Annotated in this window: 18 protein-coding genes; 14 read left to right on the plus strand and 4 right to left on the minus strand. The window is 59.9% G+C overall.

The window, feature by feature from the left end; genetic code table 11:
• The first annotated feature begins 92 nt into the window (after positions 1-92).
• The 5 genes from ACILSL_RS00305 (at position 93) to ACILSL_RS00325 (ending at position 7,034) form a co-directional block, all read left to right on the plus strand.
• The gene (locus tag ACILSL_RS00305) at positions 93-1,352 is read left to right on the plus strand and encodes a hypothetical protein (RefSeq protein WP_395729990.1); all 1,260 of its coding nucleotides are present in this window, start codon (positions 93-95) and stop codon (positions 1,350-1,352) included.
• Between the two features lie 22 nt (positions 1,353-1,374).
• Entirely contained in the window at positions 1,375-2,697 is a 1,323-nt protein-coding gene (gene lysA, locus ACILSL_RS00310; RefSeq protein ID WP_395729991.1) for a diaminopimelate decarboxylase, read from the plus strand.
• 32 nt (positions 2,698-2,729) lie between these two features.
• Positions 2,730-3,653: a methylenetetrahydrofolate reductase [NAD(P)H] gene (gene metF / locus ACILSL_RS00315; protein WP_395729992.1), complete on the plus strand. Its 924-nt coding sequence runs from the start codon at positions 2,730-2,732 to the stop codon at positions 3,651-3,653.
• The gene (locus ACILSL_RS00320; RefSeq protein WP_395729993.1) at positions 3,650-4,597 is read left to right on the plus strand and encodes an ROK family protein; all 948 of its coding nucleotides are present in this window, start codon (positions 3,650-3,652) and stop codon (positions 4,595-4,597) included. The genes metF and ACILSL_RS00320 overlap by 4 nt, the downstream gene beginning before the upstream one ends.
• A gap of 133 nt (positions 4,598-4,730) precedes the next feature.
• A complete protein-coding gene (locus ACILSL_RS00325; protein WP_395729994.1) occupies positions 4,731-7,034 on the plus strand; it encodes a dienelactone hydrolase family protein in 2,304 nt (767 codons plus the stop codon).
• A 10-nt stretch (positions 7,035-7,044) separates the two neighbouring features.
• On the opposite strand, the gene ACILSL_RS00330 is transcribed toward ACILSL_RS00325, so the two are convergent.
• From ACILSL_RS00330 to ACILSL_RS00340, 3 genes are read right to left on the minus strand one after another with little or no spacing between them, the layout of a single operon-like run.
• Positions 7,045-7,632, minus strand: coding sequence for a GNAT family N-acetyltransferase (locus tag ACILSL_RS00330; RefSeq protein ID WP_395729995.1), 588 nt, complete (start codon positions 7,630-7,632; stop codon positions 7,045-7,047).
• A gap of 2 nt (positions 7,633-7,634) precedes the next feature.
• The gene (locus tag ACILSL_RS00335) at positions 7,635-8,060 is read right to left on the minus strand and encodes a SufE family protein (RefSeq protein ID WP_395729996.1); all 426 of its coding nucleotides are present in this window, start codon (positions 8,058-8,060) and stop codon (positions 7,635-7,637) included.
• On the minus strand, positions 8,057-10,639 hold the full coding sequence (locus ACILSL_RS00340; RefSeq protein ID WP_395729997.1) for a protein kinase domain-containing protein: 2,583 nt from the start codon (positions 10,637-10,639) through the stop codon (positions 8,057-8,059). The genes ACILSL_RS00335 and ACILSL_RS00340 overlap by 4 nt, the downstream gene beginning before the upstream one ends.
• Positions 10,640-10,818: 179 nt before the next feature.
• On the opposite strand from ACILSL_RS00340, the gene ACILSL_RS00345 reads away from it, so the two are divergent.
• A complete protein-coding gene (locus tag ACILSL_RS00345) occupies positions 10,819-11,250 on the plus strand; it encodes a YkgJ family cysteine cluster protein (RefSeq protein WP_395729998.1) in 432 nt (143 codons plus the stop codon).
• Between the two features lie 2 nt (positions 11,251-11,252).
• Here ACILSL_RS00345 and ACILSL_RS00350 read toward each other — a convergent pair whose 3' ends face one another.
• Complete coding sequence (locus tag ACILSL_RS00350; RefSeq protein ID WP_395729999.1) at positions 11,253-11,825, minus strand: c-type cytochrome domain-containing protein; 573 nt, start codon at positions 11,823-11,825, stop codon at positions 11,253-11,255.
• An 82-nt stretch (positions 11,826-11,907) separates the two neighbouring features.
• Between ACILSL_RS00350 and ACILSL_RS00355 the strand changes: the two genes are divergently transcribed.
• The 8 genes from ACILSL_RS00355 (at position 11,908) to ACILSL_RS00390 (ending at position 22,722) form a co-directional block, all read left to right on the plus strand.
• Positions 11,908-12,774, plus strand: a complete 867-nt coding sequence (locus tag ACILSL_RS00355; protein ID WP_395730000.1) for an RluA family pseudouridine synthase — start codon at positions 11,908-11,910, stop codon at positions 12,772-12,774.
• Between the two features lie 262 nt (positions 12,775-13,036).
• Positions 13,037-16,849: a beta strand repeat-containing protein gene (locus ACILSL_RS00360; protein WP_395730001.1), complete on the plus strand. Its 3,813-nt coding sequence runs from the start codon at positions 13,037-13,039 to the stop codon at positions 16,847-16,849.
• Positions 16,850-17,080: 231 nt separating this feature from the next.
• Positions 17,081-17,773 (plus strand): 30S ribosomal protein S2, encoded by a 693-nt coding sequence (gene rpsB, locus ACILSL_RS00365; protein WP_395730002.1) that lies wholly within the window; start codon positions 17,081-17,083, stop codon positions 17,771-17,773.
• A 23-nt stretch (positions 17,774-17,796) separates the two neighbouring features.
• Complete coding sequence (tsf, locus tag ACILSL_RS00370; protein WP_395730003.1) at positions 17,797-18,396, plus strand: translation elongation factor Ts; 600 nt, start codon at positions 17,797-17,799, stop codon at positions 18,394-18,396.
• 368 nt (positions 18,397-18,764) lie between these two features.
• Positions 18,765-19,829 carry a 3-deoxy-7-phosphoheptulonate synthase gene (locus ACILSL_RS00375; protein ID WP_395730004.1) on the plus strand — a complete coding sequence of 355 codons (1,065 nt, stop codon included), beginning with the start codon at positions 18,765-18,767 and terminating at the stop codon, positions 19,827-19,829.
• The gene (locus ACILSL_RS00380) at positions 19,826-20,821 is read left to right on the plus strand and encodes a bifunctional heptose 7-phosphate kinase/heptose 1-phosphate adenyltransferase (protein ID WP_395730005.1); all 996 of its coding nucleotides are present in this window, start codon (positions 19,826-19,828) and stop codon (positions 20,819-20,821) included. The genes ACILSL_RS00375 and ACILSL_RS00380 overlap by 4 nt, the downstream gene beginning before the upstream one ends.
• Before the next feature lie 71 nt (positions 20,822-20,892).
• Positions 20,893-21,399 carry an SIS domain-containing protein gene (locus tag ACILSL_RS00385; protein ID WP_395730251.1) on the plus strand — a complete coding sequence of 169 codons (507 nt, stop codon included), beginning with the start codon at positions 20,893-20,895 and terminating at the stop codon, positions 21,397-21,399.
• A 21-nt stretch (positions 21,400-21,420) separates the two neighbouring features.
• Positions 21,421-22,722 (plus strand): flippase, encoded by a 1,302-nt coding sequence (locus ACILSL_RS00390; RefSeq protein ID WP_395730006.1) that lies wholly within the window; start codon positions 21,421-21,423, stop codon positions 22,720-22,722.
• The last annotated feature ends 5 nt before the right edge of the window (positions 22,723-22,727 follow it).

Genomic DNA, 22,727 nt, shown 5'->3' on the forward strand with positions numbered 1-22,727 from the left:
CAGCGCGCGTTTTTGTCAGAGCCTGAGGGGGATTTCCGTGCATCATAGGCAGGTTGCATCCGGCTATGCAGCAGAACCCACCTCCGCCTGTCATGAATACCTTGTTCACGCGTCGCCTGTTCGTCATGATCCTCGTTGCCTTGGTGGGCGTCTCCTCGCTCGGTGCCGTCGAGTCGTCCCCTCCCTCTCCAGCGGAGAAGTTGCGTGAGTCCATGCTCCTCCCGGGCGTTTCCCTTTCGCAGGGCGTCTCGGAGATCACCGGCGTCGCCATCAGTCCGCTGCTGGGCGTCAGTGCCATGGGAGTCATGACTTATTACAAGACCGAGCCGCATCTTCGCCATCGCCTGCCATGGTACTGCCATCCCGGGGTCTGGGGCACGGGGCTGGCGCTGATCCTCGTCTGTTTTCTCAAGGACTTTCTCGGTGCCGCCGCTCCTCCGCTGGTTAAAAAGCCCCTCGATTTTCTTGAGCTGTTTGAAAACAAGCTCAGCGCCCTCGTCGCCACGGTCGGCTTTGTGCCACTCGTGGCTCTCGCCATGGCTCAGTTCAACAAAATCCAGCCGCAGGCCGTGAATCATCTGGCGGACTCCGGCCTGGCCGTGATGCCTCTCGCCAGCGTGGTCGACTTTGGCGTCCATACCCCCTGGATTTCCATCCCCGTCGCCATGGTGGCCTTTGGCGTCGTCTGGCTCAGCTCGCACGCCATCAATGTGCTCATCGCCCTCTCTCCCTTCGGCATCGTCGATGCCGGTCTCAAGCTCGTCAAACTCGGCCTCATCGCTCTGGTGGCCGGGAGCTATCTCATTCATCCTTATGCCGGTGCCGCCGTTTCGCTCCTGCTGATCCTCATCGGCATGCTGTTCGCTGGCTGGTCCTTCCGTCTCACGTTGTTTGGCACCCTCATGGGCCGGGATTTCCTGCTCAACAAGCGAGCCACCACCACCGATGTGGAGTCCGGCGTGAAGGGCTTCCTGGCCCGCCGCACTTCCGGCGTGCCGGTCCGCACCTTGGTCCGCCTCCAGCAGGATCCCGCAGGCAGTCCCGTCCTCACCTATCATCCCTGGCTGCTGCTGCCGGAGCGCCGCATCGTCGTACCGGAAGCCGAAATGGTCATTTGCAAAGGACTGCTGCATCCTTCCCTCGCCCAGCGAACCTCCAAAGACTCGGCTTCTGTGCGGGACACTCTCATTCTCCTGCCGCGTTACCGCCGCCAGGAGGAGGTCATCGCCCGCCACTTCGGCTGCCAGGAGGTCATGGATGGGGCGTTTCTCCGTGGCTTCAGGGCCATGCGTCTGTGGCTCGTGGAGATGCTTTCATCTGGAAGAAAACTCGTGGAAATGCATCAAGGATGAACCTTAGCGGGGTTGCGCAGGCGTGAATCCCGCCTATCTACGCCGCCCGCTTATGCACAGCTTCCGCTACCACCAAGGCCAGTTATTTGCCGAAAACGTCCCGCTTCAGTCCCTTGCCGAGAAATACGGCACGCCGCTCTATGTCTATTCCAAGAGCACCATCACCGGACATTACACCCGTCTGGACGCTGCTCTGGCCAAGCTGGACCACCTGATCTGCTTTGCAGTGAAGGCAAATTCGAATCTCGCTGTGCTCAACACCATCGCCAAACTCGGCGGCGGCTTTGACATCGTTTCGGCTGGCGAACTCTACCGTGTCATCAAGGCCGGTGGCGATCCCGCCAAATGCACCTTTGCCGGCGTGGGCAAAACCCGCGACGAAATCGAGTACGCCCTCAAGCAGGGCATCTACTGCTTCAACGCCGAGTCCGAGGCGGAACTGCACTACATCAACCAAGTCGCCGGCGAGCTCGGCATGCAGGCTCCCGTGGCCGTTCGCGTGAATCCGAATGTCGATGCGAAAACGCACGCCAAGATCACCACCGGCAAGAGCGAAAACAAGTTCGGCATCGATTTCGATCAGATCATCGACGTCTATGCCCGCGTGGCAGCCGACTGCCCGAATCTGATCATCAAAGGCCTGCAGATGCACATCGGTTCGCAGCTCACCAATGTGGATCCCTTCCTCGAAGCCGTGCAGAAGGTCATCCCTCTCGTGACTCAGGTGAAAAAGAGCTACGGCATCGAGTTCTTCAGCATCGGCGGCGGCATCGGCATCAACTACAAGCAGAGCCTCGATTCCGGCGACTCCGCCTGGTGGCAGGAAAACGCCGAAGTCCATCCTCTCACGATTCAGGCTTATGCCGAAGCCGTGGTGCCGCACCTCGAACCGCTCGGCCTGCGCATTCTTTGCGAACCCGGCCGCTTCATGGTCGGCAACGCCGGTGTCATGCTGACCAAAGTGCTCTACGAGAAGCGCGGCTCCGCCAAGATCTTCAAGATCGTCGATGCTGGCATGAATGACCTCATCCGTCCGACGCTTTATGAAGGATGGCATCAGATCGCGCCCCTCAAGCAGCCCGCGAACGCCACTGTCGAGAAAGTCGATGTGGTCGGTCCGATCTGTGAATCTGGCGACTTCCTCGCCCAGAACCGCGAACTCCCCCTCGTCAAAGAAGGCGAATACCTCGCCGTGCTCAGCGCCGGGGCTTATGGTTTCACCATGGCTTCGAACTACAACACACGCCCTATGCCTGCTGAAATCATGGTCGATGATGAAAAGGCCACCGTCGTGCGTGAACGCCAGACCCTCGAAGACGTACTCAAAGGCGAGCACATCGCCTGATACAAAGCTTAGTGAACCGAGAACCGAACTAGATGCACATCGCCGACATCCTTCAAGACCAGCGTCCCACACTCTCGTTTGAGTTCTTCCCGCCGAAGAGCGCCGAGGCGTTTGAAGCTCTGTATCAGGCCATCGGCGAACTCGAGGCTTTCAAACCTTCGTTTGTCAGCGTCACCTATGGTGCGGGCGGCTCCACGCGTGAGCTCACGCATGACCTCGTGGTGCGCATCAAAACCACCACCAGTCTCGATGCCGTGCCGCACCTCACCTGTGTCTGTCACAGCGAAGCGGACATTGCAGCCATTCTTGAACGCTACGCAAAGGCAGGCGTGAGCAACATCCTCGCCCTCGGCGGTGATCCTCCCAAGAATCTCGCCAATTATGACCGTGCCAAGGATGCCTTCCAGCACGCCGCCGATCTCGTGGCCTTCATCAAGAAGTTCAACGACAGCGGCGCACATCCTGACAAGCGTGGCTTTGGCATCGGCGTCGCTGGATTCCCTGAAGGCCACCCCACCACGCCGAACCGCGTGCTGGAAATGGACTACCTCAAGGCCAAGGTCGATGCCGGCGCGGACTACATCTGCACTCAGCTCTTCTTCGACAACCACGACTTCTTTGACTTCCGTGAGCGCTGCCAGCTGGCCGGGATCAACATCCCGATCATCGCCGGCATCATGCCCATCACCAGCGCCTCCGGCATGCGCCGCATGGCCGAGCTGGCCGCCGGTGCCCGCTACCCTGCCAAGCTCCTGCGCGCCATCCAGCGTTGCGGTGGCGACGAGGCCGCCGTGCAGAAGGTCGGCATCCACTACGCCACCGAGCAGTGTCATGATCTTCTCGATCACGGCGTGGACGGCATCCATTTTTACACCTTAAACAAATCCCACGCCACGCGCGAGATCTACTCCAGTCTCGGCATTCGTGACTCCGCTGCCGTGCGTCCACACTCATGAGCGAAGAAGCACCCCTCATCGCTGCAATCGAGGCCGGAGGCACCAAGTTCGTCTGTGCTGTCGGCACCGGCCCTCACGATGTCCGGGACGTCACGCGCATTGACACCACCACGCCGGAAGACACGCTCGCCGGAGTGACCCGCTTCCTTTCCACGGCCAAGTCGAAGTACGGCTCCATCGCCGCCATCGGCATTGGTTCGTTTGGTCCGATCGATCTCGACAGAAAAAGCGAAACCTACGGTTACATCACCACCACGCCAAAACCCGGCTGGCAGTTCACCAATATCGTGTCCAAGCTGCACGACCGCTACCACGTGCCCATCGCCTGGGACACCGATGTGAACGCCGCCGTGCTCGGTGAATACCTCTGGGGTGCCGGGCAGAATACGGATCCGCTTGTTTACATCACCGTCGGCACGGGTGTCGGCGGCGGGGTGCTGATCAACGGGCAGCTGCTGCACGGTGCGCTGCATCCCGAGATTGGCCATCTCCTGGTGCCGCCTCCACATAACTCTTCAGCGATTCAACAGGCCTGCCATTGTCCGTTCCACAAAAGCTGTGTGGAGGGCTACGTCAGCGGCACCGCTCTTGCCTCTCGTTGGGGTGTCAAAGCGGACTCCCTCCCCCCCGACCATCCTGCATGGGAGGAGGTCGCTGATGTCATGGCGCATGCGCTGATGAACCTCACCCTCAGCATTTCGCCAAAACGCATCATTCTCGGTGGTGGTGTCATGAGCCAGGAGCACATTCTTCCGCTCATCCGCGGTCAGCTCCACAGGCTCAACAACGGCTACCTCCGCATTCCCGAGCTCGGTCGCAGCATCGATGACTTCATCGTCTCTCCAGGTCTGGGCGCACGCTCAGGACTGCTCGGCGCGCTGGCGCTCGGGAAGTATGAACTGGACCGGCATCTGAATGGCGCGAACAGCCCTGGATTCGCTTGATCTGACCAGGGCACAGATGTTCTGCCGGGATGAAATTCTACGGCGGATCGAGCCGGGAGGATGGCGGACTAGGTGGTCGCATTGAATTCCGCCACGGTTGCAAGACTCGCATGATGAGCGTTGATTCATCTCCATGAAATTACCGCACGTTCTTGCCACCCTTCTGCTGGGTGCGCGCCTCCTGGCTCAGCAGCCGGAAACGCTGCCTGGCACCCAGCCTCTGAACAAAGAGGGTGACATCTCCGAGCAGATGCACGCCTCAGCGCTTGAGGACATGGATCAGCTGATTGCCGGCTCGCTGAAAACGCGCGAGCAGCACTGGCATCGCAATGTGTCGTCTCCTCAAGCCTATGAGGAGTCGGTCCAGGAGAATCGGCAACGCTTCAAGCACATCATCGGGCTCAAGGACAAGCGAGTGCCGGTGGCCTTGGAACGTTATGGGGATGAGACCAATCTGGCGCTGGTGGGCAAGACCAAAACCTACCGCATCTATCAGGTTCGCTGGCCGGTGCTGGAGCAAGTCTCCGGCGAAGGACTGCTGCTTGAGCCCAAAGGAAAACCGCGCGGCTACATCATTGCACTGCCGGATGCGGATCAGACACCGGAGCAGATCGCCGGTCTGACTTCGGGTGTGGCGCCGGAGGCGCAGATCGCCCGTCGTTTCGTGGAAAATGGCTTCGCCGTCATCGTGCCAGTTTTGATCAACCGCAGTGATGCTGGCTCGGGCAATCCAGAGATCCTCATGACCAACATGCCGCATCGTGAATGGATTCACCGTCAGGCTTACATGATGGGTCGTCACATCATCGGCTACGAGGTCCAGAAGGTGCAGGCGTTGGTGGACTGGATCAACATTCATCGCAACGAGCAGATTGGCATCGCAGGTTATGGCGAAGGCGGGCTCATCGCCATGTATGCAGCAGCCGTCGATCCACGCATCGACGCCGCCTTGGTGAGCGGTTACTTCAAGTCTCGTCAGCGCACCTGGCGCGAGCCTTTGTATCGCAATGTATGGGGTCTGCTCGCTGAATTTGGTGATGCCGAAATCGCCTCCCTCATCGCCCCACGAGGACTTGTCATTCAGTATGCGGACGAGCCCAATGTGGACGGTCCGCCGGAGCCCAAGGGCAAAAAAGGCCAGGCTGCTCCCGGCAGGCTCAGCACGCCCGAGTTTGACGAGGTGGAGGAGGAGTATCTGCGCATTGATTCACTGGTGCCGCCGAGCCTCCAGCGTCGCTCTCTCGTGCGTGGAGATGCCGCTGCGGCCCATGCCCTCGCAAAACTGCTCAAGCACGATGCCAGCATGGCGCTGTCCAAAGAGACGCCCCAGAGCCTGCGCCAGACCTACCTGCCTGCCGTCCGTCAGTTGGCTCAGATGAAGGAAATCGAGGCTCATGTGCAGCGCTTGATCCGTGGATCGGATCAGGTCAGAAATGATTTCTTCCTTTACAAGGCCATGCCGGAATTTCGCAATGATGCCTGGACCTACGCACAGTTTGCCGACAAAAATCCAGACAAGTTCATCGCTGCTGCCAAAGGCTTCCGCAAAACGTTCTGGGACGACGTGATCGGCAGGATCGATGCGCCGCTGCCCACGCCGAAGCCGCGCACCCGCAAGATTTACGACAAGCCGAAATGGACCGGTTACGAAGTCGTGCTGGATGTCGGTGGCGAAGGTTTCGCCTGGGGAGTCCTGCTTCTGCCCAAAGATCTGCAGCCGGGTGAGAAGCGCCCCGTCGTCGTCTGCCAGCACGGGCGCCATGGCGTGCCATCGGATGTCATCGAAGGGGACAAGCCCGCCTATCACGATTTCGCCGCCCATCTGGCCGAGCGCGGTTTCATCACCCTCGCCCCTCACAACCTGTACAAAGAGGAGGAGCAGTACCGCACGCTCTCACGCAAAGGCAACACGGTGAAAGCCTCCATGTTTTCCGTCATGCTGCGTCATCATGAGCAGTGGCTCAAATGGCTCGCGGATCTCCCGCAGGTGGATGCCACACGCATCGGCTTCTACGGGCTCAGCTACGGCGGAGAATCTGCTGTGCGCATTCCCCCATTGCTCGACGGCTACTGCCTCTCCATCTGCTCCGGTGACTTCAATGACTGGACTCGCAAGGTGGCTGCCACCGAAGACAAGCACAGCTTCATGTTTACGGACGAATGGGAGATGCCCTACTTCAACATGGGCGGCACCTTCAGCTACGCCGAACTCACCTACCTCATGTTTCCACGACCGTTCATGGTCGAACGCGGTCATCATGACGGCGTCTCCATCGATCCCTGGGTCGCCTATGAATATGCCAAGACTCGCTGGCTCTACGCTCAGTTCGGCATGGAGGAAAAAACCGAGATCGAGTTCTTCAACGGCGGCCATACCATCAACGGACAGGGGACCTTCAACTTTTTGCACAAACAGTTGAACTGGCCCAAGCGCTAGTCTGCCTTCATCACTCCGCGCTCTTGGTCCAGAACGTGAGTGTCTTCGGTGATTCGGTCTCCTCACCGATCTCCTGCCAGACGAAGGTGGCCTGAAGTTCGGGATGTTTGGAATAGCCTTGGCTGCGCCAAAAATCATCGAGTGGCCGATAGCCTGGTGGACGCAGCCCATGCTCGGCAGGACGGTCCACCGCACAGAAGGTGCTGAGTTTCAATCCCAGCTTCCTGACATGGGCCTCACGCCGTGTGAAGAACTCCTTGCCGATGCCCTGGCCACGATAGGCTGGCAGCAGGATCGATTCGCCGAAGTAGCAGATGGTGGAGAGGTCATATCCTGCCTGCACAAACGCGGCTTGAAATTCGGGCCCCTCATCAAGCATGGGCAGGCAGGTCGTGGCACCCACGACCCGGTCATCATCAAACACCAGCACAACCAGGCTGTCGCGGGATCTCACGTAGGTTCCCAGATACTCGCGCTCATGCTCCAGCGTTCCGGCATACAGGTAGGGATATTCATGAAACACGGCGATGCGCAGTTCGCCCAGTGCATCGAGATGCGGTGCCAGTTCAGCGCCATGGAAGTTTTGCAGACGCAGCATGCCTAATGAGATGGGTTGGAAGTGATGAACCGCTTCGCCATGTCGCGGATCCTGAGGCGCATGTTGGCCAGTCCGTTCAAACGCGTGGGTGAAAGCATTTTGGTGAAACCGCAGGCTTCCCATATACGGGGTTCAACCAGGGCGGCTTCGACGGGATCGGCATCGGTATATAATTCGCACAGCAGCATGGCGAGACCTCTCACCATGGGTGATTCGGCATCGCAGAGGAAGCGTGTGCGGCCATTCACGAGTTCCCCATGCAGCCAGACGCGCGAAACGCAGCCGGGCACAAGGTTCGCTTCAGTTTTTTGTGCATCATCCAGCTTCAGCGCATGCCCGCGCATGACGACCGCATTCAGACGCTCATGCGGATCGTGGATGATGTTCAGGTCGTCGATGAGCGACTGCTGTTTTTCATCAAGGCTCATTTCAACTTCGCGAGACGGCCCTTGCTCCAGTTGAGACCCGTCTGGATGGCCTCGTCATTGGTGCTGGCGGCGGCAAGTTTTTCCCAGATGGCCACGGCATTGGCAAACGCGGCCTTGGCCTCGGTCTTCTTTCCGGCGCTTTCGCTGGTGTGTCCCAGCGAACCATAAAGCTGCGCGAGCTGGCTGGCCCACATTCGGCGCTCCGGGGTGAGCTTGTCATTGGCAGGCTGTGCTTGGATGAGAGCTTCGAGCGATTCCACCGCCTGCTTCGCAATCGGAATGGCGGCGGAAGTCTTGCCGTTGTCAGCGAGCAGTTCGGCGTATTCACCACGCAGTTTGGCCAGCAGAAAGCCGTAGCGCACATTCTCCTTGTCGTCCGCGAGGATCTCGTTCACCAACTCGATGGCGTCTTGCTTCTTCTTGCTTGCCTCAGCCGGGTTGCCGGCATCACGTGAGAGTGAAGCAAGGGCGCCGTAGTTGCGGGCGAGAAGATATTTCACCTCCCCCCACTCAGGCAGCAGACGGTTGAGTTCCAGCAGGATCGGGACGGCCTGGTTGTGCGCCTCCTTGGCATCCGAGCCGCTGAAGTGGCGCCCGATCAATTCTGCCAGTTCGGTGTAGGCCTCCGCCAGCAGCAAGGCCTGGTCCTGGTTGCGCGGGCTGCTGCCAAGTACCAGCTCTCCCATGTCCTTCACGGAATCGATCAGCGTGTTCAGCGCCTCCTCCACCTTGCCTGCATCACGCTGGCTGACGCCTTTGGCAAACTTGGCCCGCGCGAGGATGAATTTTTCGTCGTTGATCAGGTCATGACCGATCATCTTCGCATCGAGAATCACCGGCACCCGCGCCAGCGCGTTCTCGGAGTCGGCCACATCACCATTGCGCAGCGTGCGCAGACCGTATTCGAGCCATGCACGGGCGCATTCATTGCGTGCGAGGCGGTTTTTCGGATCAGCCGCCAGACCCTTGTCGAGATTGACCGTGGCTTCTTTGAGAAGGGTGAGGGATTCCACATGGCGCCCCTCTCGTCCACGGATGTCAGAGAGGAGGAGGCTGTAGCGGCCCAGCCATTGCTGGTAGAGCGCGATCTGGGATCCCTCTCCGGTTCCTTTGCGGATCAATTCAGCGGCCTGATCACGCGCCTTCGTGAGATAAACCACCGCCTGGGCGCTGTTGCGCAGCTTCAGGTGAAGCTGGCCGATGTTGCCATACGCACGCAGCCGTTCGACGCCGAGCGCGGGCGATTGTTCCAGGGCAGGCAGCCCGCGCATGCAGTAGGCCAGCGCGTCATGCAGCTGCTCCTTCTGAAAGCTGGCCTCCATCTCATTGCCCGTGGGGGTCTGCAGCAGCTGCGTGAGGAACTGGTCCACCGCGTTCTGTGAGTTCTGTAGATTTTGATCCGCCACGGCCTTGGCGCTGCGCTCATTGTCGCGCTCACCTGTCAGCACGTCGATGCGGTTTTGAAGCGCATCACTTTCCATATGGTGCACAGCATTGATGTTGGAGATGGTGTTCTCCGCCTTGTTCAGGTTTCGCTGGGTTTTGAAAGCGTAAACAAAACAGAGCACGAAAATAATCAGCAGTGAAATGGCGGTGGTCTGCCACGTCAGCACCTTCTTGGCCTGCTTCTGACGCTCGCGGACTGTCTGTTCACGAGATTCTTCGAGCAGGTAGTCGCTTTCAAGCACCTCAAATTCACGCACAATCTCGCGCATGTCAGCCCAGCGTGCTGCCGGGTTCAGATCCAAAGCTCGCTCAATGATGCTGCGGCGGCGTTCCTCCCACTTGGACTGCGCTTCCTGCGGCCAGTAGATTTTTGGCTGCGCTTTGACGGCGGCCAGCAGCGCATTGCTGTTCACTTGCACCGCAAGCCCCGCTGCCGCCTGCTGCTGGGCACGTTCCACCTCGCTGGCCCACATCTCCGCACCGCGTGGCAGCACGCCGTTGAGCAGGCGGTACGCCAGTACACCAAAGCTGTACACGTCCCAAGACGGCCCATAGCCTGCAAACACACCATCCGGGTTTTCCGCCTGTTCCGGGCAGAGATGTACAAAATGATCCGTCAGTTCGAGATGATGAATCCCTCCCACCCAGCCTTGGGCGATGTCGGTGAGGCGGATCGAAGACTCCGCATCATCCTCCAGCAGGATGTTCGACGGGCGCAGGTTGCCATGCGGGATACCGTGCTTGTGCAGCCAGGACAGGGCATCGGCGACTTCATAGATGTGGCGCCAGGCCTGCTCCGGTGGCAGGCCGTTGCAGGCGGATTCCAGCGTGGGCGTCTGCCACTGACGGCGGCCATGGCTGTCCTTCGTCATCACGCCGACCAGCGGCATCACACAAAAGTAGGGCGTTCTGTCAAAACTGTAGCTCTCCACTGGCAGCACACCGCGGTGGTGAGGCATCTGCTGCAGGGCACGGAAGGCTGTCGCCAGCGCCTTGCGGTTGATCGCCATCGAACTAAACACCTTCACCGCACAGGCTTTGCCGTTGGTGGACACAGCCCGATATACGGCGCCACACCGCCCGCTGCCGACCAGGTCCTGCAATTCATGTCCGGCGATTTCAGGCAGACTCATGCGTGCTTCAGGTGTCTCTAATAAGTGGTGGTTGACCCCGGATGACGCTGATTCTGAACTGCAGAGCCATCATGGGCGGGTACGATGGGGGTGGAATGGGAAATCTCAAATCTCAAAATGACGCTTTGCAAAAATCGCGTGCCACCCCTGCCAGCGCAGCCATGCTTAACATACCCCGAATGAAAACCCAGAAGCAAGACCACCGTCATGAAATCGAGGCGATTTATGCCGAACTGGAGCGTCGCCCGCTGCCCCGCCAGTGTGAGATGCGCACCGGCTGCTGCCACTTTCGGCTGGCTGGTCACACTCCCATGCTCACCCGGGGAGAGGCTTTATATTCAGCCCTGGGAGTCCGTGCCAGCGGGCGTAAGGCCCTCAAACCTCATCCCGACGGGGCCTGCCCTCTGCTGGGTCGCGATGGCCGCTGCACCATCTATAAAAACCGCCCCTTTGGCTGCCGCACCCACTTTTGTGCCGAGGCCGGCGGCATGTACCCGCGCAAACACGTCGCGGATCTCATCCAGCGCCTCGAAGCCCTCGATGAGCGTCTCGGCGGCAGCGGCTCACGTCCGCTCGAAGCCGCCGTCAGTGACGCGCTGGCGGAAATGTGACCTCATGGCGCCGCGCAGTCCCGTGCCAGCTTCTGGCTGGCTTCGGACAGTCGGGACATCGCCACGGCGGCCTCTTTGCCATTGGCTGGCAGGCGTAGCACCACCGTTTCACCTTCCAGGCGCACAAAGCCCGCCTTGATCGTTTTGCCCTCGGCGCTGGTCCAACTCATGAACGGCGGCAGTGATTTTTTAACTGCGGCAGGGGCCAGTTTCGGCGCATCCTTGTCAAAACTGGCCCCTTCAGAGATCCACTCTGTGATCTTTTTGATCTCCGCGCTGGAGAGGTTTTCATCGGGCGGCATGTGGTTCTTGCCGTCATTGACGATGACTTCGAGGAAATGGCTCTCTGAGGGTTTCCCCGGACGGATCTGCGCCACATCGTTGTCAGCGATGTCCAGTTTGAAGGTTTTCAGGTCGTCGAACACGAAGCCCCCCTTCTTTTTACCCGTCTTCTCACTGTGGCACTCATAGCAGTTTCGCTCCAGGATGGGCTGGATGTCCTTTTGGAAATCCGCTGCAAAGACGGATGAAACAGCCAGGAGTGGAACAATCAGGAAAGGGCAGGGCAGGGACATGGGTGCGCGTTTTTGAGCTCTGGAGGAACGTGCCACCCCGCTTTTCCTTAGCCAGCATCTTTTTTCCGTGGCATGTGACCCCATGCCTGAGCAACGCACCGTCACCACAGCCACCGAACTCCTGCCTTTTCTATTCGAGAACTGGCCGGACATGAAGCGTACTCGCCTCAAGCAGTGGCTCAAATACGGCAGCGTCCGCGTGAATGACCACGCCATGACCCGCCACGACCACCCGCTTAAGCCCGGGGACAAGATCACCATCAAGGTGGAGCGCGCCCCGCGTGCCAACGTCAAGCCCCTGCCTGCCGGCCTCAGCATCGTGTATGAGGACGAGGCCATCATCGTGCTGAACAAAGGCGCAGGCTGGCTCACCGTGGCCACAGATTCCGGCAGTGGCCGCACCGCCTATGCCGCCCTCACCGACCATGTGCGCGGCACCGATGTCCGCAATCGCGTCTGGATCGTCCACCGCCTGGATCGCGACACCTCCGGCCTCATCGTTTTTGCCAAGACTGAGCCTTTCAAACGCATCCTTCAGCAGAACTGGCACCTGTTTGACAAAACCTACCTCGCCATCACCGAGGGCGTCATCAAACGGGATTCCGGTACCCTGCGCTGCCATCTCAATGAAGAGTTCTCCCTCCGTGTCCGCAGCGTCCCGCCCGATGAAGACACCCGTGAGGCGATCACCCACTTCAAGGTGCTCAAGCGCACGCATCACACCACACTCGTCGAGTTGAAGCTCGAAACCGGCCGTCGCCATCAGATCCGCGTCCACCTTTCCGACATGGGCCACCCCATCGTCGGAGACAAGCCCTACGGTGCCACCACCGATCCCGCCAGACGCCTCGGCCTCCATTCCAGCGAGCTTCACTTCATCCACCCCGCGACCGAGGAAAAAATGGACTTCGTTCTGCCCTTGCCGGATGCCTTGGCAAAGCTGGTGTAATGGTGGCCGCCAGCTTCTTTTAAAGGTCTGTCTAAGCTGGCACTTTTCCCAATTGTCGAAGGCCTTTTTTGCTGTCGAAACAGACGGTGTCATGGCGTATGTCAGGCGACCCTCATTCAGACGCATGTCTGGAAAAAAACTCGTTGATTTGAAAGCCGCCTTCACCCCCGCAGCCGCTCCCCGTTTTTCATTTTCAGTCACTCCTTCTCAGGACTCAGCGTTACCGCTGCGTGTTCTGTGTCCGTGCCTGAAGTGGAGTTTTATGACGGCCATTGTCTGGAGCGTCATGCTCTGCTTCAATGGCAGGCTGCAAGCCGCCAACGACCTCTACTGGGACACCAACGGCACCGCCGACGGCTCTGGTGCCGCCACCGGCACCTGGGGCAGCAGTCTCTTTTGGAACACCGATCCAGCCGGTGTTAACAACACCTTTCAGAGCACCACCGACGGCAGCAACGATCTCCACTTTTCCGCCGGCACCAATGGCACCACTGGGACCATCACCGTCAGTGGCGTGCAGTCTGCCAATGGACTGTACTTTGAAGAAGGCGCGGTCTTCCTCAGCGGTGGGACTTCCATCACGCTCAGTGATGGAGCGATCATCAACAACATCACCGGCGTGATACCCACCATTTCCACTGCGCTGGTCGCCACCGGCTCCGTCACGCTCACCGGCACACGCATCTGGCTGAACAACTCATCCTTCAACGGCGGAGGCACTCTCAATGTGAACACCTCCAACGCCACTCTGCTGGAAAACAGCGGTGCCTTGAACGGCCTCGCCACCATCAACGTCAACAATGGCGGCCTCGACATCCGGCAGAACCTCAGCGGCTCCACCAATTATAATTATGCCTCCGGCACCACGCTCAACTTCGTCAACTCAAGCGGACTCAACACCAACATCAGCACTGCGGTCACTCCGTCCGTCAACTGGCTGGGCAACATCACCATCGCCAGCGGGAAGACGGCTGCCTTGAGCGCGTTTGGAACTGGCAGCATCTTCGCCATCAATGGGAACATTTCAGGAGCAGGCGGTGTGACGATCAGCGGTGCGGGTATCCTGGTGTTCTCGGGAACGAACACCTATGCCGGAACCACGACAGTCACTGCATCCACGCTCCAGATCACGGGCGGTTCTGCCATCGCGGACACAGCACTCGTCGCCATGGGCACAGGATCGTCCTCCAACACTTTGGATGTTCAGGGCAGCGAAACCATCGGTGCACTGAGCGGCGGCTCCGCTTTATTTAGCGTGGTCAATATTGCGGCCGGCCAGACGCTGACGCTTTCCTCCGGCATCCAGACCTACAGCGGCACCTTCACCGGCAGCGGCAGATTGACGGTGGCAGGAGCCATCCAAACCTTGGCCAGCGCCGTCACCCTCACCGATCTCAGCGTCACCAGTGGCACGCTGACGCTTTCTGCGGCCAGCACGATAACCAACGGCCTTTCGCTTAAAGGTGGCACCGTGCTCCTCCTCAATGCCGGTTCCGCAGGAAGCAGCGCCATTCAGGCCAGTGGCGGCACTCTTCAGGTCGGAGTGGCCCGTGGCAGCTCGCTCAGCCTGGCCAATGCGATCACCGTTTCTGCGGGCACCCGCACTTATCTTTCTCCACAAGCCAATGGCGGCAGCGCCGGCACCTCCACCATCAATTTTGGTGGAACCCTTACCATCAATGCAGGCGGCATCCTGACGCTGAATACGCCCGGTGCCAACGCCGCCTACGGCACGGCCAATGGCGCGCTCGTCTTCGGCACGGCCGCCACTTCCGGCACCAAGTTCCAGCTCAATGGCAACAGCTTCACCGTCACCGGCTTGAGCACGGATGCCACCACGCCTGGCACTGCCACTGTGGAAAACGGCTCCTCCACCGCCGTCACTCTCACCGTCTCCCTTGGTTCCGGCATCACCAACACCTATGCCGGCACCTTGCGCAATGGCGGCACCGGCACACTGGCCCTCACCCTCAATGGCGCGGCAGACTCTGTGCTCACTCTTTCGGGAGCCAACACCTTCACCGGAGCCACCACCGTCACCTCAGGCAGTCTCGTCCTCGCCAACAGCCTCGCCTTGCAGGGCAGCACCGTCACCACGGGCGGAGCCGGCCTCGTGTTCGATTCATCCGTCGCCAGTCACACATTCACCTTCGGCGGTCTCAGTGGCACGACCGACCTCGCGCTCACCGACAACGCTTCAGGAGCCGTGACACTCATCATCGGAAACAACGGCACCTCACAAACCTATTCCGGTGTCCTGAGCGGAGCCGGTGCCCTCACCAAGGTGGGCGCAGGAATTCAGACTTTCAGCACCGCCCAGACTTACACGGGGGCAACGACCGTCAAAGGGGGCACTTTGAGGCTTCTCTTCGACACGGGTACACCGGCCAGCAACATTATTGCCTCCGGCTCTGCGCTTATCCTCGGCGGCGGCACATTTTTGCAGCAGCAGAACACGTCGGGGCCAAACTCCCAGACTCTGAACGGAGTGACCATCCGCGCGGGATCTTCCGTGGTGAACCAAATCCGCGTGGGGGGAGGCGTAATGCTGCTCACCCTCGGCTCTGTGACGCGTGAAACGGGTGGCACCGTGGCCTTCAGTGCCAATGGCGGCGGCACCTCCGGCATTGCCGCCACAGGGACGAACACCGCTTCCGGCATCGTCGGCGGCTATGCCACCTACCTGACCACCAATGGCGGTGCCACCCTCACCAACGCCACTGACTGGGCCACCTTCAGTGGTGGCAAGATCGTCGCTCTGGGCGCTGGCGCTTACTCCAACACCGCCGCCACGACCGCCTCCACCAATCTAGACCTCACCTCCAGCCTCACCCTCAATGCCAACGTCACCGTCGGCAGTATCCGGTTCAACAGTGCTATTGCCACGCCGACGCTCACCCTCAATGGCACCCACATCATCGGCAGCGGCGGCATTCTTGTCACCCCGACAGTCGCTGGGAATGCGACCCGCATCACCGGTGGCTCCCTCACCTCTGGAAACGGCCAGGACATCGTCATCATCCAGAACAACACCATCACCGGCGGCGCCCTCACGGTGGATGCTGTCCTGACTGGTGCGGTCGGCCTCACCAAAAGCGGTGGTGGCCAGTTGATCCTCTCCGGCACCAATGACTACACCGGTGACACCTATCTCAATGGCGGCACCACCAGCATCAGCAGCAATGCCAACCTCGGGGCCGTCGCCACGGGGGCCTCGGTCAATCTCAATGGCGGCACCCTCTCCGCCACCTCCTCTGTGACGCTCGACAACGGCGGCAGCGCCAAACGCAACATCACTCTCGGCAGCAACGGGGGCACCCTCGATGTCGCTTCCGGCCAGACCCTGATCGTCAGCGGCTCTCTCAGTGGAGAAGGTGCTTTGAACAAGACAGGTGCAGGCACCTTGGTGCTCAGCGGCAACAGCACACAAACTGGCACCACCACCGTCACAGCAGGCAATCTACAAGTGGGTGCCTCCAGCAGCGGCCAGACGGGCACAGGCCAGATCATTCTCAATGGTGCCGATGCGGTGCTTTCCGGCACAGGCCAGGTTCAGGGCATCACCACCATCACTCAGGGCACCGTCCGCCCCGGTGACGCCGGCGGTACCGCAGTCGGTACACTGACCTCCAGCGAGCTCATCTTCACCCCGGTCACTGCCTCCTCCGTGATCGAGCTCCAGATCACGGGCTCCAGCGGAACATCCAACCTCGCCTCCGACAAAATCCTCATTGGCGGCGCGCTCACCCTGAACGGCAACAGCAATATCGTGGTGAAGGGAGACACCTACAATCCCACCCTCGGCGACACCTTCGTGCTTCTGGACTGGAACACGGTGCTCGACACTGGCACCACCTCCGTTTTCAGCACCGGCACCAACAACCGCACGGGGGCCAACATCGGCAACGAGGGCAATCTGGACCTGCCAGATCTCAGCACCTATGGCCTCACCTGGCAAATTCTCGACTTCAGCGGCAGCGGATCGCTGACCCTGGTCGTCGTTCCTGAGCCCGCCCGCGCTTTGCTCCTGCTCATGGGAATTCTGCCGTTGTGTTTGCGCCGCAAGCGCGTGTAGATGGCTGCGTTTCCGTAGATGTTCCCGGTAAAACGCCCCTTTGTGACGATTCCGCAGGAGAAAAACTGCTTGCCGTAGCTGGGGATGCCGGTAACATCGCGCCCCTTTTGCCGGGCCATGTTGGTCAGGCCAAAGGATTTAAACCGAAGCCCGTTCGACCGGATCAGCCCTTGTGGCTGAGCGTTTTGCCCCCAAAACGTGCGGAAGACAGGCCCCTTAGATACCAAATACATGTCAACACAGATCCTCGCCGAGCTCGTTGAAGCCGGAGTCCATTTCGGACATCAAACCAAGCGCTGGAACCCCAAGATGAAGAATTTCATCATGGGCACCAAAAACCAGATTCACATCCTCAACATCGAGGAAACCGTCAAGCAGATCGACACCGCCGCTGAATTCCTGGCCGACCTCGCTCGCCGCGGCAAAAAAATCCTCTTCGTCGGCTGCAAACGTCAGGCTCAGGAAGCCGTCAAGCAGGCCTCCGAAGCTTGCGGTCAGTTCTACGTCAATCATCGCTGGCTGGGCGGCACGCTCACCAACATGGAGACGATCAAGAAGAGCATCGCCCGTCTCAACTACCTCGAAGAAATCGAGAGCAAGCCTGAGTTCAAGCTCATGTCCAAGAAGGAACTCGCAGGCCTCAACCGCGAGCGTATCAAGCTTGAGCGCAACCTGCGCGGCATTCGTCACATGGGCAAGATCCCTGACGCTGTCGTCATCGTTGACTCCGCCCGCGAGCACATCGCCGTTCATGAGTCCCGCCGTCTGAAGATCCCGATCGTCGCCCTCGTCGACACGAACGCCGACCCGAACATCATCGACTACCCGATCGCCGCCAACGACGACGCCATCCGCTCCATCCGCATCATCCTGCAGAAGCTGATCGACCCCGTCATCGTCGCCACTGCTGAAGCCAAGAAGTAATCCTTTTACCCCATTAACTGACCATGGCTGAAATCTCCGCTAAACTCGTCATGACCCTGCGTGAAAAGACCAACGCAGGCATGATGGAATGCAAAAAAGCCCTCACGGAAGCCGAAGGCGACCTTGAGAAGGCTGAAACCATCCTCCGCAAAAGCGGCACCATCAAGGCCGAGAAGAAGGCCGACCGCCAGACGAAGGAAGGCATCATCGCCTCCTACATTCACATGGCCGGCCGCATTGGCGTGCTCATCGAAGTGAACTGCGAAACCGACTTCGTCGCTCGCAATGACAACTTCCAGGCCCTCGTGAAGGACATCTCCCTTCACATCGCCGCCTCGAACCCTCGCTACCTCCAGCGCGAAGACATCCCTGCGGATCTCATCGCCAAGGAGCGCGAAATCGGTGCCGAACTCGTCAAAGGCAAGCCCGCGAACATCGTGGACAAAATCGTGGACGGCAAAATGGAGAAATTCTATGCCGACAATTGCCTGCTCGAACAAGCCTTCATCAAAGATCCCGATCTCACCATCGCGAATCTGATCAAAGGCAAGATCACCGAGCTGGGCGAAAACCTCGTCGTGCGCCGCTTCGTGCGCTACGCCGTGGGTGAAGATCTCCAATAATCTTCGCAGCCAATTCAAAACTCCCCGAAAGGCGGTCGGCAACGACCGCCTTTTTTTTGCCCGCGCGGCCGGGCAGGGGATGTCCTTCATCAAGGTTTGTGAGATATTTAGCTTTGCTAAAATACCTAATCTATGTCAAATTTCCGTAATTGGCATATTTGCTATGCGTGGTTTCCCACCCTTGGCCCCAGTTGCCTGCGTCCTGTACGCATCCCCATCCCATCGACCTGCGGTGGTGCCTGACAGATGGGCACCACGGGCGGCAGCTTGCCGCATGACTGAGATTTCGCATCTTCGCTGAACTTTCGGTTTCCACCGCCGCCAGTTTCCTCCATTCTGCGCGCCCTCTTTCCGCCCCCCTTTCTACCGTGAGCCATTCGCACCCTACAGACGACCTCCGCGTCGCTGAAATCCTTCCCCTCATCCAGCCCGCTCTGCTCATGCATGAGTTCCGTCTTGGAGAGCTAGAATCCGCCTTCATCGAAGATTCGCGCAAACGTGCCGAAGCCATCCTGAACTTGAAGGATGACCGCCTGCTCGTCGTTGTCGGGCCCTGCTCGATCCACGACACCAAGTCGGCGCTCGAATACGCCCAGCACATCATTGAGGCACGCGAGAAGTACGCCGCCGATCTCGAGATCGTGATGCGCGTCTATTTTGAAAAGCCGCGCACCACCGTTGGCTGGAAGGGATTCATCAACGATCCGCATCTTGACGGCACCTTCGATATTAACGCAGGACTCCGTGGCGCACGCGATCTCCTCATCAAGCTCACCAAACGCGGCGTCCCTGCCGGCACAGAGTTCCTGGATGTGATCACCCCGCAGTACATCGCTGATGTGGTCGCCTGGGGTGCCATTGGCGCACGCACCACGGAAAGCCAGGTGCACCGCCAGCTCGCCTCCGGCCTGTCCATGCCCGTGGGATTCAAAAACGGCACCGACGGCGGCATTCAGGTTGCGCTGGATGCCATTGAGGCCGCCAAAGGCCAGCACTGCTTCCTCTCCGTGACCAAAGACGGCGTCGCCGCCATCGTGAACACCAAGGGCAACAACGCCTGCCACGTCATTTTGCGCGGTGGTAAAGCGGGCACGAATTTCGATGCGGCCTCCATCAAAACCGTCGCAGACCAGCTCACCGCACGTGGCCTGCCCGCCAGCGTCATGGTGGACTGCAGCCACGGCAACAGCCTCAAGGACTACCGCAAGCAGCCCATCGCCTCCGCTTCTCTTGCCGAACAGATCGCCGCAGGCAGCACCACCATCACCGGCGTGATGATTGAGAGCCACCTCGTCGAAGGCCGTCAGGACACCAAGCCCGGCCAGCCCCTCACCTATGGCCAGAGCATTACCGATGCCTGTGTCTCCTGGGAGACCACCGCCGCCATGCTCGACGAACTCGCCGCCGCCGTCCGCGCACGCCGCCGCAAATGACCTTCACCCGCGACCATCTCCAACGCCTCGCGCAAGGCCGCATCCTCGTGGTGGGAGATGTCATGCTCGATCACTTCATCTGGGGCCATGTCCGCCGCATTTCGCCGGAGGCGCCCGTTCCCATCGTGGAGGTTACCCGTGAGGAATTCTATCCCGGCGGTGCCGCCAACGTCGCCCGCAACATCTCGCCTTTTTCTCCGAACACCCATCTCATGGGCCGCGTCGGCAAGGACATGGCTGCTGACAAGCTCCGATCTCTCCTGATTGAGGACAAGGTCGATCCCGCCCCACTGCTGGTGCATAAAACCCTGCCCACGATCTCAAAAGCACGCGTCTCCGCACGCCAGCAGCAGATCGTTCGTGTCGATCGCGAAAAACTGCTGCCGCTCACCGATGACGAGCTCATCGAAGTGGAGCAGCGCCTGCGTGATCTGGCTCCCAACCTCGACGCCATCATTCTGGAAGACTACGGCAAAGGCTTCATGACGGAGAAGCTCATGCAGGTGGTCGCGAAGATCGCCGCCGAGCACAAGCTCATCGTCACCGTCGATCCCTCTCCACGCAATCCATTGCCATGGGCCGGCGTTTCGCTGGTGAAACCAAACCGCCTCGAAGCCTTCGCCGCCGCCGGTCTCGAAGACCATCTCTTGTCCGAAGCCCCGCTCGAAAATAACGAGCTCCTCGAAGTGGGCCGCATACTGCTCGCCAAATGGAACGTCGCCAGTGTCCTCGTCACCCTCGGGGAGCAGGGCATGATGCTGTTTGAGCGCGGACAGCCCCCGCACCACATCCCGACTCGTGCACGCGAAGTCTTCGATGTCTCCGGCGCTGGCGACACCGCCATTGCCCTCCTCACACTCGCTCTCGCCAGCGGGCACAGCCTGCGCGAGGCCGCCGAAATATCGAATCACGCCAGCGGCATCGTCGTTGGCAAGCTCGGCACCGCCACATTGACGCCAGACGAACTGCTGGCAGCCTTCTCCTCCAAATGAGCACCGAATTCGCCTCTCTTTTCAAGACACATCTTGGCGAGCATCAGGACGCCATCGCCAGACTGAATGCGATGAGCGATCAGATCGCTCCGCTTGCCGCCGCCTGGCTCACTGCGCTGAAGGACGGAAAAAAAATCATCTTCTTCGGCAACGGTGGCAGCGCCGCCGATGCGCAGCATCTCGCCGCCGAGCTCGTTGTGCGTTACCGCATCAACCGCCCGGCTCTCGCCGGTCTCGCCTTGACCACCGACACCTCGATCCTCACGGCTCACAGCAACGATTTCGGTTACGACACCGTCTTCTCGCGCCAGATTGAAGCGCTCGCTCAGCCGGGAGATGTCGTTCTCGGCATCTCCACCTCCGGCACTAGCAAAAACGTTCTTCTCGGCCTTCAGGCTGCGAACAAACGCGGCTGTGTCACCATCGCCTTCACCGGCGAAAAAGGAGCGGATTGTGCGGCTGAGGCCAAGCTCAGCTTTAAGGCCCCCTCCGCCATCACTGCACGCGTTCAGGAATGCCACCTACTCATCGGGCATCTCCTCTGCGACGTGGCGGAGCAAAGCTTCGCGGCGGCTTAAAGCCCGCGTTTCGCGTCCTTCATGGCCGCTGGCAGTCACATCCTCAAAACCTTCTCGCTGGCGACCACGCTGCGAGTAGTCCGTCTTGCACTGAGCTTTGCGCTCACCTGTGCGCTTGCGCGTTATCTCGGGGGCAGTGGATTTGGCCAGATCGCCGTCGCCATGGCAGCCGTGTCGGTTCTCTCGAGTATTGGTGAACTCGGCTTCGCCCGCTACACCGTCCGAGAACTCATGAAGCAGGGCACAGACCAGTCTGCCGTGCTCGGCATCACGATCACCGCCCGGTTCATTGTCTCCGCATCTCTTTTCGCCGGTTTGCTCGCATGGATCGGCTGGCGCAAACCAGAAGGCATGCTGCTGCTCGTCGTGTATGGCACGCAGTTGCTTACCAATCCTGCCACTGAAATCCTCTCATGGCTGGAGGCTCACGGGCGTGTGTCGCAGTCCGTCATCGCCCAGTTTGCCGGCTTCATCATCAGCGCCGCCTGCATTGCGGCTGGCATTTGGTGCCGTGCACCGTTGTGGTTCTTTGCCCTGACGTATGCATTGGAAGGCTGGATCTTCATCTCGCTCTGCGCACTCGTTTTCCGCCGTTGCGGTGGCAGCGTCAAATGGGGTGCCTTTCAATTCTCACGCGCGTTCGCACTTGTCAGTCGGTCCTGGCCTGAACTTGCTTCCCAGGCCGCGTTGATCCTGCTCTTCCGTCTCGATACCATGATGATTGAGTGGCTGCGCGGTACGGAGGAGGCTGGCATCTACGGGGCCGCCGTGCGCGTTTCTGAAATGGCCTACTTCATGCCGGGTATACTTGCCACGCTGTTCCTGCCGCGGCTGATGCAGGATCGCCAGAACACGGCGGAACGCTTTGAAAAAAGCGTGGTGGATTACTTTTCCGCCTCCGTCATGCTCGCCTGTGCCGTGTCAGCCGGACTGCTGCTGCTCTCGCCCTGGATGTCCGTGGCATTTGGCAGTGAATTCTCCCGCAGTGCTGAAATGCTCCGGGTGCATGCCTGGGCCTTCATTCCCTACGCTATCGGCATCGCTCGCACACAGGTGCTCACAGTTGAAGACAGGCTGGCGGCAAACCTCCCTTCCGTCATTGTGGCCGTCGCTGTAAACGCCGCGCTGAACATGCTGTGGATTCCCGCTTATGGCGGTGTCGGCGCGGCATGGGCCACGCTGGTTTCCTACACGCTGGCCTGGGTGGTTTGGACCTATCTCTCACCTTGGCTTCGCTTGAACGTCTCCGGCCTCATGACTCGTGCGTTCATGGGCCTGCCACGGTTCACGCTGCTGCGCGTGCGGTCGCTGCTGCACTCCTGATTTTT

This window comes from Prosthecobacter sp., assembly GCF_044222345.1.
In the GTDB taxonomy this organism is placed as follows: domain Bacteria; phylum Verrucomicrobiota; class Verrucomicrobiia; order Verrucomicrobiales; family Verrucomicrobiaceae; genus Prosthecobacter.